Genomic DNA, 12,293 nt, shown 5'->3' with positions numbered 1-12,293 from the left:
CGTTGACCGCGGGCCATGATGGGGCGAGGACTGATGCGCGACAATTATCCATGAGCGAAGAGGAGCCCCCACAGAAACCGAAGAAGCGGCGCCGCCGGGCGCGGAAGTTCTTGGGTGTGCTGCTCCTGCTCTGCGGTCTGCTGCTGGTCTGGCTCAACGGCCCCGGCTGGCGCTGGCTGGGCAAGCTTGGGATCGAGAGGGCCCTTACCAATTCCGACTACAAGGCGGACTTCCAGCTCTCGGGAACCCTTCTCGGTGGCATCCGGGTGGAGAAGCTCTCCCTGAGCGGCGGGGTGATCAAGAAGCTGGAGATCGACGCCGTGGAACCGCTCTACAAGGTGAGCCGGGTCGTCCGGGGCGAACTTCAGGGCATCAAGGTCGACAAGATCAATGCGGTGATCGATCTGGACGCGGGGCAGAAGGATGACCCCGCGGAGCCGGACAAGCCCTTCGATCCGGTGGCGCTGGGTGAATCCCTGCGAAAAGCCCGCAAGCTGCTGCTGCCGATGGACCTCGGTGCGGCCGACCTGAAGCTGCAGGTCATTAAAGACTCGAAGCCGCTCGTCACGCTCGACACCAGCCAGTTCAGTCATGAACCGGGTAGCGACATCTTCCGCTTGGAGCTCGGGACTCTGGATGCCGGTGGAGGCTACGCTTTCGCGGCCCAGAATTCCGTCATCCACTGGACCGAGCAAAGCCTCACGCTCGACCGCTTCGACCTGTCGCCACGCCTGGGGGTGAATGATGTATTCATCGGCTTTCCCGCCGGCGGCCGACCCTATGCCTCCGGAGTCGCCCGGATAGAGGACTCCCGCTTCGTGCTTGAGGGCACGGAGATCACCGCGAAACTGCGGATGGAGGGCGAGCCTCTCCCCCTTCAGAACGCCGCCAGCAACTTCGCTCTCGGACTGCCGGCCACCGCCAATCTCCGCAGCCTCGAGGCCCAGATCATCGGGATCGATCAAGCGCCGGAGCGCTGGCAGGCCACCACCAAGGCCGAACTCGGTGACTTTGTTTACGAGGACTGGAAGGCAGAGTCCCTTACTCTCTCCGCCTCGAAGGAAGGCAACAACGCCAAGGCGGTCTGGTCGCTGGCCGCGCTCGACTCACGGGCGGACGTGGAAGCCGCGATCCGCTGGCGGGATCTCGAGGCCGGGGGCTGGAACGACTTCGAGGCTGAGGCCAAGCTGAATATTCCCCAGCTCGCCCCGCTTTACGCGACGCTGAAGGAGCGATTCAAATTCGCCCCGCCCGAGGCGTCTCCCCTGCCCGCTTCCTCGCTCACAATCGAATCCAAGGTGGACTCCGGGCCGGAAGGAATCCGCAGTGCCGACGCCAAATGGCTCCTGTCCCCGGAGAAGGACGCGCCATCGCTGGCAGGAGAGACGCGCTGGACTCCCGACAACAAGCTGAACGGCACGCTGGGCTCCGACGGGCTGCGCGCCACCTACGCCCTCGATTTCACGACCAAAACCTACGAGGCCAGCGCGAATCTGGAGGCCTTCCGCCCCGAGCGGCTCTCTCCCTGGGCGTCCGCCGCCGGGGTCACGCTGCCGACGGGCATGAATGCCAGCCTGGCATGGAACGGCAGCGGCGCCCTCGGACCGGAGCCGCACCGCGGCAATTTCGACGTCACCTCCTTCGAGTGGGTGCGGAAGGATGTGCCTCCGCTGATCGTTCGCACCCAAGGCGACTACTTCTGGCCGCGCGAGGTGAATCTCGCCAGCCTAACGGCCATCGCGGAAGGCCAGACGATCCAAGCTAAAGCGAGCTTCGTGGATCGCGTGCTCAAACTCTCGACCCTCGAATGGAAGGATGGCGAAACCCGGCTGGTCGGCGGGCGGGCGGAGATTCCCGTGCCGGAACAGATGGGAAGTGCACGCGACTTCCTGCGCCAGACCGAGCCGCTGAATCTCTTCCTGGAATCCGAGTGGATCGAAAACGCTCGTCTGGCGGCCTGGCTGCCGGAGAAGAAATCCCCGCTGGCGGGTGGAAGCGGGCGGGTCCGTCTCGTCGTCACCGGCACGCCGGCCCAACCGAAGATCGATCTGGAAACCGAACTGAAGGGAATCCAAGTCCCGGATCAGCCGGATGTGCCGATCACGGATGCGGTGATCTCCCTGGACGGCGCGGACGGGCAGCTCGTTCTAACAGGCGAGATCCGGCCGACGAGCTATCCCAGCGTCACCCTGAACGGGAAGATGCCCTTCAAGCCGGGCGAGTGGGCGGAGAATCCCGGGATGGTGCTTGGGGAGAAGTTCGAGGCGCGCGCCAATATCCCGCGCCTGGACTTGGCGACCTTCCAAAAGATGGTGCCGAATGCCAGCACCCTGCAGGGATCGGTGGAAGGCTTCGTCAGCGCGGGGGGCACTCTGGGCACGCCGGATCTGGGGGGGGAGGTGCGACTTAGCAATGCGGCCTTCGCCCTGAAGGATTCCGAGGTGCCGCCGATAAGCGGGGCGAATGCGCTGGTCCGCTTGGACGGCAAGGAAGTGCGTCTGGAATCGCTGGCCATGGAACTGGCCGCAGGCTCGGTAAACGGGCGCGGCACGGTGAGCCTGGCCGATAGCTCGAAGCCGGTCTTCGATCTTTCCCTCAAGGGCACCGCCCTTCCACTCAAGCGCGACGAATCCATGATCGTGCGTGCGGACGCGGACCTGACGCTGCGCGGTGACCTCCAGAATGCGACCATCGGCGGAACGGTGGATATCGTGGACAGCCTGTTCTACCGCGACTTCGAGATCCTGCCGCTGCGCATGCCCTTCAATGCGCCCTCCCGGCCGAGCCTTCCGGCGATCGACCCGGACGAGAAGACCGAGGACCTGCCGGAGCCCTTCCGGAACTGGGCACTCGATGTCCGCGTGCGCACCCGCGATCCACTTCTGATCCGCGGCAATCTTGCGGACGGCCTCGCGGTGGCGGACATCCGCTTCGGCGGCACGCTCGGCAGTATCCAACCGCAGGGGAATGCGATCATCGGCAATGCGACCGCGCGGCTGCCCTTCAGCACGCTGAAGGTGGACAACGGCGCGATCGTCTTCACCCCGGCGGGCGGGCTGAATCCCGAGCTCAATATCCGCGGCACTTCGAACGTCGGCCGCTACGAGATCAACATCTTCTTCTACGGTCCGGTGAACGCGCCGAAGACGGCCCTGACCTCCGACCCGCCGCTGCCGGAAAGCGAGATCATGACGCTGCTTGCCACCGGCACCACCTCGGATGGCTTGGAAGGCGGACAAGCCGCGACGCTGAAGGCGGCCCAGCTTCTGGTGGAAGAATGGCGCAAGGGTCGCCTGCCCTTCGCCGAGCAGGTCGCCAAGGTGCTGGAGGTGATCAACCGCGTGGACGTGCGAATCGGCGAGGATGACCCGCTGACCGGCAAGCGCCTGAATTCCGCCACCATCGAGGTGCACGATCGATTCTACGTGAGCGGCTCCGTGGACAAGCAGAGCAATACCCGCGTCCTCGGCGCATTCGTGATCCGGTTCAAATGAGGAGAGAGACAAGACTTCGAGACGCAAGACAGACTGGAAGCGCCAGACGGCCTCTCCTGCTTCCAGCCTTGTGTCTTGCGTCTTCCAGTCTTGCGTCCTTCGCTGCGGACCTCCGTGTGGAGGGGCTGCAATCGATCAAGGAGAGCGAAGCGCTCGACCTGTTAGGCGACCGTCTGGAGCACGTGAAGGCCAAGCCTCCCTCCCCTGCCCGTGCCAGCGATGCAGCATTCCTGTTAGAGACGCTTTTGAAGCGCCAGGGTTTCCAGACGCCGGACGTGAAGGCGGAGATCTCCGGCAACACGATCCGGCTGGTGGTGAACGAGGGTCCGCGCCTGAGCATCGGCTCGGTGAATGTCCCCGGCTTCGAGGAAGAAGACCAGGTGCGACTCTCCCGGCTCTTCAAGCTTCCCGGGCAGGAGCGCGTTCTCCGGCCCGGCCAGGAACCACCTTTCCGCGAGAGCGATGTCCCGGAAGGCCTCAAGCTGGTGGAGGCGGATTTCCGTTCGCGGGGTTACTGGCAGGCGGAAGCAAAGGTCGAGAAGCGCGGGGTGATCCCGGGCACCGCAGAGATCGCCTTCGTGATCCGGGTCGATCCGGGACGTCTCCACCATCTGGGCGCACCCCGTTTCGACGGAGCACCCCCAGAGCTGTTAGAGAGTCTGCGGACCAAGGCTGCACCCCATGTGGGCAAGGTGGCGGACACCGACCTGCTCACGACCCTCAGAGGTGAAATCGAGGGCATCTTCCGCGCGACGGGTTATCCGCTCGAGACCTTCAAGATGAACCGTATCCTCGAGAGCGGCGTGCTCACGCCGCGGTTCATCATCAAGTTCGGCACCCGCCAGCGCTTGGGCGATATCATCGTGAAGGGCACCGTGAAGACCAAGGTCGAACGCATCACCAAGCGTTTCGAAGATCTGCGCGGCGAATGGTTCAACGCCGAAGTTTTCGACAAGCGATTGAAGAAGGTGCTCGCCACCGGAGCCTTTTCCTCGGTCCGCGTGGAGAACAACACCGACGAGTCCGGCATGCTCGACGCCACGCTGCAAATCGTGGAGGGCAAGGCGCGCGGTGCCTCGGCTTATGGCGGATTCGGCAGCTATGAGGGTGCCATCCTCGGCCTGAAGTATCATGACCGGAACCTGATGGGGAACCTCTGGAACTTCAGCACCGGTCTGGAAGTGAGCTCGCGGGGCATCTTGGGCGATATCCGCCTTTCCGACCCTTGGCTCTTCGATACGGATACCTATCTAGGGCTACGACTCTTCTCGGTCACGCGGGCGCTGGAGGGCTACGAGAAGTTCGAGACCGGCGTCTCCGCGGAGTTCTCGCGCGACGACTTCGGCGAATACATCGACGCCAGCATCATCTTCGGCAGCTCGATCGTGAATATCAGCGAGGACGGCATTCCCCGCGACCAATTGGGCGAAACCGTCTACACGCACAACTACGTCCGCGCCGATGTCGGCTACGACCGTCGCGATGATCCGGTCTCACCGACGCGTGGCTACCATATCAATGCGTTGTTAGAGGCAGGCTTCATCGCTGCGGACGAAAATTCCAACTACGTGCGCTTCGACACGAATGCCGGCGGCTACATTCCGATCGGGAAGAAAGGCCAGGTGAACTTGGGCGCGCGCATGGGTATGCTCTTCCCTTCCTCCGGTGCGGCCGAGTTTCCCATCGATCTGCGGCTCTTCACCGGCGGAGCGGATACGGTCCGCTCCTATCGCTTCAACGAGCTCGGTCCTCGCACCCGCAGCAATGACCCGCTAGGCGGTGAAACCTATTGGGTGACGAATGCCGAGTATGTGCATGCGCTCTTCGGCCCGATCAAGGGTGTGGGCTTCGTGGATGCGGGTCACCTGATCGGCATCGGTAATGGCTTCGATTTCGAATCGCCGGAGATCGCGGCGGGGCTGGGGATTCGCATCGATCTGCCGGTCGGACCGATCCGTTTGGAGTACGGGCATAACCTCACGGAGGACTTGGGCGAACCTTCGGGTACCTGGCATTTCGCGATCGGCACGGCGTTCTAACAGCCGCTCCCGCTTGAACGACGAACCGCCGCCCCGGCCATGAATCCGGAGCGGCGGAACGAATCCCCATCCAATGAAAACCGTGAACGTTGCTTACTCGGCCTTCACCTCGATTTCGCGAGGCTTGGCCTTCTCCTGTTTCGGAAGATGCACGCGCAGGACGCCGTCCTTGAACTCGGCCTCCACCTTGTCGGCATCGGCGTTCTCCGGGAGATTGAAGCTGCGCAGGAAGTTGCCGTAGGAGCGTTCGACGCGGTGGTAGGTCTTGCCGGACTCCTCCTTCTCGAACTTGCGCTCGCCGCTGAGAATCAGGCGGCCTTTGTCGACGGTGACGCGGACGTTCTCCTTCTGCACTTCGGGCAGCTCGGCTTTGATGAGGAACTCCTTCTCATCTTCGATGATATCCACGACCGGGACCCAATCGGCGGCAGGCGCATCGGTCTTGTTTGCCGCGGTGCGGGAAGAGCCGGTGCTCAGGGCATTCAGGACGCGGCTCTGAAGATCTTGGATGTCGCGCAGGGGATTCCAGTAAGTCAGTGTGCTCATAGTTGTTTGGTCGTTGCTACGGATGTCTCAAAGCAATTCCGGGGCAGGCCGGAGTCCGTGGTCCGAACCCTCCCGTCGCGGTTTCCGATCCATCAACCTAGATGGCCGGCACCTGCATGAATCCCTAGATGCAAGCGAAGTGCCACCGCTGAAGCGGCGACACCCAACACTGAATATCAACGACATGCAGGAACGACAGGTCTAACTGTCCGCGTCACACTGACTCTCTTCCGCGACAGATCCGCACCGGATCCGTGACAAAGTTTCCGAGGCCCTGCTTAGAGGCCCTGCTTGCGTACCAACTCGGCGAGTTGCTTCTGGAACTCGACGATATCTTCTTGGACCGGACGGTATCCCGGGGTGTCGGGGTCGAGTCCGGGACGACCATATTGGTCAAGCATCCAGATACCGGTTTCGCCGTCGGAGAAGGTCACCTTGCCGGAAACGAGAGCACCGGGCAGGGCGATATTGTCGATCTCCACGGTGACGGCACCCGTGGGTAAGGGCTTCGCTAGGGTTTCCTCGGGCTCCGCCTTCTTCTCATCCTTCGGCGCTTCCACCAGTTCGATGCCCAGGTCCAGCACGAGGAAGCGGGCATCCATGTAGGTGATGCCGATTCCGAAATCGTCCTTCAAGCGCTTCTGGAGATCCGCGATCGAGGCTCCTGCAGCCGCCCACTGGTGAAGGGCTGCTTTTTGATCCTCGGTAAGCTTGCTGGCGCTGAACATGTGCGCACTTTCGGGGGCCGCCCCTCCCCCTCCAAGCCCAAATCCGGGAATCTCACAATCCCCCGGTGCCGCTCTTCCGCGCTTCCACGGCGAGGCGGAAGGCCTGCTTCTCGCCGTGCCGTTTCACGGAGAACTTCACGCAGCGGCGTTCGCCCGGGGCCGGACACCAGGTGGCCTGCCAGAACCAATAGCCGGTGCCGTTCGCGGCGGTCACGCGGACTTTCGAGACACCGACCACCCCGGAGGAATTCCGCGGGGAGCGACGGCAGATCCGCGCGGCATTCTCCTCCTCCGCCAAGCGCGTGACCAGCTCATCCCGCCAGTTCAGCGCCGCTTGATAGGACTGGGGCACGCCGCCGTGCAGGCCATCCGCAAAGAACTTTCCGTATTTCACCCCGCGGCGCTGCATCCGCACCTGCCAGCCATGCGTTCCCGCCTGTGGCAAATCGATGCGCGCGATGGCGTACGTGTCCTCCGGGCTCCACATGAAAACAAAAAAGCCGCAGCGGACGATTCGCGCCCGCTGCGGCCTTGTCAAATCATCGGCGGCGATTAGCGGCCGCGACGGCCGCCGCGGCCACCCCAGCCCCGGTTATCGAGGAGGCGCTCCTTGGCCTCGTCGCTCAGGGAGGTGGAGCTTTGGACATAGGAGGTTGCGGCCTCGCGGTCTTCCTGCATCCAGCGCCACACGGACATGCCGATGGTGCGGTTGCGGGTGCCTTCGTCCGAGATCGATTCGGCGAGTTGGATGGAGTCCTGCGGATCGGCGCTGCGGTTGGACCAGATGAAGGTCGCGGTCGCCTCGTCGCGAAGCTCGCCTTGCGGCAGGCTCGCAATCCAAGTCTGGGCGGCAGCGGGATCGGTATTGGCCCAGGGGCCCATGACCTGGCGGATCGCATCGTCGACATCCTCGGTCTGCTGCTGGGCCACCCATGCGGCGGCGGCAGCGGGATCCTTGCGCGCCCAAGGTCCGGCGATGTCTTCGATCGCGTCGTCGCGATCTTCACCGGCGGGCATCATCGCCACCTTGGCAGCGGCGGCCACCGGGTCGGTGCTTGCGAAGCTTTCCAGGGCGGATGCCATGGCACGGTCGCGGACATCGGCCGGCAGCGAATTGATCCATGCCTCGGCAGCGGCGAAGTCCTTGAGACCCCACTTCTCGGCGATCTCGCTGTAGGCGCGGGTCTGCTCATCCCCGCTGAGGGTGGCAGCCACGGCCACGGCCTTGTTCGGATCCTTGGAGGCCATCTCGCCGATCACGGCATTGAGGGCGGCACCCTTGTCACGGCCGCTGAGCGTGTTCGCCCATGCGAGCGCCGCTTCGGGATCGAGCTTGGCCCATTCCGCGGCGATCGTGCCGGCTCCGCTGTCGCCACCGCCCGGGCCTCCGCCACCGGGGCCGAAGCCCATCTGGGCGAACTCGCGGGGGTTCTCGCTGAAATACTTGGCTGCATTCTCGGGATCCGAGCTGGCCCAGCTCTGGAGGATGGTCGGGCGCACGAAGGCACCGCCGAAGCCCATGGTGTTCGCGAAGGCGAGCGCACCTTGCGGGTCCACTTCACCCCAGCGGCCGAAGAGAAGGAAGGATGCCATCATCCGCTGGGCCATCGGCAGTTGGTCGAGCTTGGCGGCTTCCGCTTCAAGCTGCCCGGCATCCATGCCGGAGTAGAGTTCCATAAGCCCCTGCATGCGGGCGAGCTGGCCCGGCTCATTGAGGATCTGGTCGAGATTGCGCGCGCGCTTGCCGGACTCCCCGGAGCTGGAGGCGCTGCTGGACGAGGAGCGCTGGCTCTTCGCGTTCATGACCTCTTCGGCCTTGTTGCTGGCGCTGCTGCTGTCGGAGGAGCCCGCCTTGCCGGCGAGGAAGCCTCCGGCACCCCCTACGAGCAGGGCGGCGATTCCGATGGTGGCGGTGTTTTTCATGATAAAGTCGATCTCCGGTGCATGAGAACCCGTTCTTTCACGCAAAGTTGCGCAGGATTCTCACTTCGCGGGCTTCGCTTTCAGCTCGGTCTTCGGGGCCTTGCGCGGACCCTTGTATTCCATGCTGGCGAAGAAGGCGCCGAGGATGCGGTCGTTCAGCAACTGGCCATCGAACCAGATCTCCAGATCGATCGGACCGGCCTCCAGATCCATCGGCACCTTGAAGGAACTGGCACCCTCCCGGACTTCCAATCGCAGCTCTTCTTGGCCCGCACGCAGATGGGCCAGGCCAGTCCGGAGCTTGGCCATTTCGCTCCGCTCTTCCGGCGTGGCTTCAGGCGGCAGCAGGCCGAAGATGATCTCGTAGTTCCCTTCCCGCGCGATCCGCAGCTTCCAGTGGCCGGAGGTCGAGGGCACGGGATTGCGGGTTGCAGCCACTTGGATCGCCTTGAGCAGCTTGCAGATCGAGGCTTGATCGACACAGGCCTCCGCTCCTGCGCCATCCGCCTCCTTCGAGGGCCACCAGTCGTGGCCGTTGAGCCGGACGAGCGGACAGGCTTCATCACCCACCACGTAGCGGACCGGCTCACGCACCACCGGCAGCACCTCATCCCACCAGCGGCCGTAATCCGTGAGCAAGCGCTGCGCTTCCGCCGGATGCTCGGCGAAGACATTCGTCGTCTGCCCCGGGTCCTTCTGCATATCGAAGAGCTCCAGTCCCACCAAGCGCCAGCGAGCATCGCGCACCGCGAAGTCCCGCGCCCGGAAGCGCGCCGCCGCATCGTTCCCGCTCCAGCGGCCAACTTGGGTAATGAGCACGCGCTCTTTCGGAAAGGACTCCTTCCCGAGCAGGGCGTTCGAGAGATCCACCCCGTCTCCCTGCCAAGCATCCGGTCGTGTCACGGAGCAAAGACCCGTCAGAGTAGGCAGCAGGTCGAGGTGCGCGGCCAATTCCTCCACCTTACGATTGGTGGAGATTTTCCCCGGCCAGCGGATGAAGCATGGCACGCGGGTTCCGCCTTCGTCCGGCGTGCCTTTCCGGCCCTTCATGCCGGCGTTCGAGCGAGCCATCGCGGAGCCGTTGTCGGTCAAGAACACCACGATCGTATCCTTCTCGATCCCCGCTTCGCGCAGCGCCACCAGTAGTTGCCCGAAGTTCGTGTCGATGTTCCCGATCATGGCCGCGAAGGCGCCGGGGGCATCCGTCGGACCTCCCGGCGGCGGGATGTAGGGCGAGTGCGGGGCATTGGTGGCCAGATGCAGGAGGAAGGGCTTCTTCTCCGCAGCGCGTTCCTTCATCCACCCGATCGCCTCCTTGAAGAAAACATCGGTGCAGTAACCGCTGGTCTTCTCCCATCCCGAGCGGCGGCGGATCATCGGATCGGTGTAGCCATTTCCCCAGTGATCCGGAGTCTGGCCGATCCCGCCGCCGCCATGAACGAACACATCCTCGAAGCCCCGGTCCTCCGGTCGGCACGGATAGCTATCCCCGAGATGCCACTTGCCGAAGATCGCAGTGCGATAACCTGCCGCCCGGAACATCTCGGGCATCGTGGGGATGCCCGGCCTGAGGAGGCTGCGCCCCATCAAGGTGTGGCTGACCCCGCAGCGGAACTCGTGGAGTCCGGTAAGCAGAGCGGCCCGGGTGGGCGCACAGGTCGGACTCACCTGGAAGCGCTCGAAGGCGGTCGATTCCTCGCGGAACTTGTCCAGTTCGGGCGTCTTGATTTCGGGGTTCCCGTGGGTGGAGAGATCGCCATAGCCCTGGTCGTCGGTGATCACCACGACCACGTTCGGCGGAGCCGCGGGGAGCAGCGCCGTAAGGGCGATTGAAATTGCCGCCAGCGCGGAAATGCGGAGCATGCCGCAGCTTTTCCACACGATGTCCAATCCGCGCAAGCCGTTCCGGGTCCTCTTTGTCTGCATGGGCAACATCTGTCGTTCGCCGGCAGCGGAAATTGTCTGTAGTAAATTGCTTTCCGAGAGCGATCTGAGGGACTCGGTGGAGATCGATTCCGCCGGAACCATCGGCTACCACAGCGGAAAGGGCCCCGATTCGCGGATGGCCGCCACGCTGAAAGCCCGCGGTTACCCGATCTTCGGACGGGCCCGGCAGGTGCAGCCCCAGGATCTGGAGGACTTCGACCTGATCCTGGTCGCAGATGAGGAGAATCTGGCGGATGTACGGCGTTTGGATCGGGATGGCAGCCGCTCGGCCAAGATCAAGCTACTGGTGGATTACTGCGAGAATCACGACGCGCCCCGGGTACCCGATCCTTACTACGGAGGTCAGAGCGGCTTCGAGGAAGTCGCCGATCTGGTGGAGGACGCCTGCGCGGGCCTGCTCGCACAACTCAGAGCCCGCTGAAGGCTACCCTCAACTCATCGAAGCCGGTCATCCGGCGATAGGCTGCCGCCTTCTCCACATGCGGCACCGAGGAGATCACCCGGATACCGGCAATCCCTGCGGCCAACTCTTCGAGAAGCACCCGGACGAGAAGCCGGGCGTGCGCGGCACCGAGGCAAATGTGCGTCCCGAAGCCGAAGGACAGGTGCGGGTTCGGCTTGCGATCGAGCCGGATCTCGTCCGCCTCCGCAAAGACCGATTCGTCCCGGTTGGCCGACGCCCAGCAGAGCGAGATCCGATCGCCAGGAGCCATGGTTTTGCCGGGAAGCTCCGCTCCTCCCGGACAGACCCTGCCGATATGCGTAAGCGGCATGAAGACGCGGAAGAACTCCTCGCTCGCATGAATGACCCGCTTGGAATCCTCGCGCAGAAAGGCCAAGGCCTCCGGATGAGCCGCCAGATAGTCCACCACGGATGAGACGGTGTGGATCACCGTGTCTCTTCCTCCGGCGAAGGTCAGGTTCGCGAACCCGAGCATCTCCTCGCGGCTCAACTTCCGGCCATCATACTCGGCGATGACGAGCGCGCTGAAGAAGTCCTGCCCCGGGCTGGCTTCGGCCCGATCCAGTTGGGCGTGGATGTACCGTTCCAGTTCCGCACCCTTCACTTCGCCGTCGGCCCCGTCCTTGAAGACATGGATGCCCCAGCCGATCCATGTCTTCGCCTCGCTTTCAGGGACATCAAGCAGGTAGGTCAGGGCCCGGGACTGAAACGGAAGGGCGAGTTCACGCACCACCTCCACTTCCGGCCGGGACAAGGCCCCGCCTAGCAACTCCCTCACCAACAAGCGAACACGCTGCACGAACTCCGGGTCCTTGGGCCGCCGGAAGAAAGGTTCCACGATCTCCCGGTAGGCCGTGTGCTGCGGCGGATCGGTCTCGATCGGCAGTTGCCGCACCGTCCGCATCTCTTCCTCAGAAGGAATCGGAACCCGGAAAGGCGCATCCGAACTGAATGTTTGCCAGTCCTTGGCCGCCGCCCGGACCTCGGCATGGCCCAAGATCATGGGCACCTGTTCGCCTTGGAACTCGCACTCCAGAATGCCGGAACGGCGGCGGGCCTCGCGGAAGGGATCTCGGGATTCGTCCATCCGCCTGCCTGTCTAGCACCGGCGGGAACCGCGACAAGAAAACCTGTTCCAAAACCCGGCATGACC

Annotated in this window: 9 protein-coding genes; 3 read left to right on the top strand and 6 right to left on the bottom strand. The window is 63.8% G+C overall.

The features are described from left to right. Positions 1–50: 50 nt before the first annotated feature. Positions 51–3,494, top strand: a complete 3,444-nt coding sequence (locus OJ996_RS24110) for a translocation/assembly module TamB domain-containing protein (RefSeq protein WP_264516279.1) — start codon at positions 51–53, stop codon at positions 3,492–3,494. A 68-nt stretch (positions 3,495–3,562) separates the two neighbouring features. Next, positions 3,563–5,533: a BamA/OMP85 family outer membrane protein gene (locus OJ996_RS24105; RefSeq protein ID WP_264516278.1), complete on the top strand. Its 1,971-nt coding sequence runs from the start codon at positions 3,563–3,565 to the stop codon at positions 5,531–5,533. 93 nt (positions 5,534–5,626) lie between these two features. On the opposite strand, the gene OJ996_RS24100 is transcribed toward OJ996_RS24105, so the two are convergent. From OJ996_RS24100 to OJ996_RS24080, 5 genes are all read right to left on the bottom strand, one after another. Beyond that, complete coding sequence (locus tag OJ996_RS24100; protein ID WP_264516277.1) at positions 5,627–6,079, bottom strand: Hsp20/alpha crystallin family protein; 453 nt, start codon at positions 6,077–6,079, stop codon at positions 5,627–5,629. A 278-nt stretch (positions 6,080–6,357) separates the two neighbouring features. Further along, entirely contained in the window at positions 6,358–6,807 is a 450-nt protein-coding gene (locus OJ996_RS24095) for a hypothetical protein (RefSeq protein WP_264516276.1), read from the bottom strand. 52 nt (positions 6,808–6,859) lie between these two features. Continuing rightward, a complete protein-coding gene (locus OJ996_RS24090) occupies positions 6,860–7,294 on the bottom strand; it encodes an AP2 domain-containing protein (protein ID WP_264516275.1) in 435 nt (144 codons plus the stop codon). 65 nt (positions 7,295–7,359) lie between these two features. Further along, positions 7,360–8,730 (bottom strand): hypothetical protein, encoded by a 1,371-nt coding sequence (locus OJ996_RS24085; protein WP_264516274.1) that lies wholly within the window; start codon positions 8,728–8,730, stop codon positions 7,360–7,362. 60 nt (positions 8,731–8,790) lie between these two features. Continuing rightward, complete coding sequence (locus OJ996_RS24080) at positions 8,791–10,593, bottom strand: arylsulfatase (RefSeq protein ID WP_264516273.1); 1,803 nt, start codon at positions 10,591–10,593, stop codon at positions 8,791–8,793. A gap of 19 nt (positions 10,594–10,612) precedes the next feature. Between OJ996_RS24080 and OJ996_RS24075 the strand changes: the two genes are divergently transcribed. Next, complete coding sequence (locus OJ996_RS24075) at positions 10,613–11,098, top strand: low molecular weight protein-tyrosine-phosphatase (RefSeq protein ID WP_264516272.1); 486 nt, start codon at positions 10,613–10,615, stop codon at positions 11,096–11,098. On the opposite strand, the gene OJ996_RS24070 is transcribed toward OJ996_RS24075, so the two are convergent. Then, on the bottom strand, positions 11,085–12,227 hold the full coding sequence (locus tag OJ996_RS24070; protein WP_264516271.1) for a cytochrome P450: 1,143 nt from the start codon (positions 12,225–12,227) through the stop codon (positions 11,085–11,087). The two genes, OJ996_RS24075 and OJ996_RS24070, sit on opposite strands and share 14 nt — an antisense overlap. Positions 12,228–12,293: the final 66 nt, after the last annotated feature.

The sequence above is a fragment of the Luteolibacter rhizosphaerae genome (assembly GCF_025950095.1).
Lineage (GTDB): Bacteria > Verrucomicrobiota > Verrucomicrobiia > Verrucomicrobiales > Akkermansiaceae > Haloferula > Haloferula rhizosphaerae.
The sequence above is the reverse complement of the archived record's forward strand: the minus strand, read 5'-3'. Positions and strand labels throughout refer to the sequence as shown.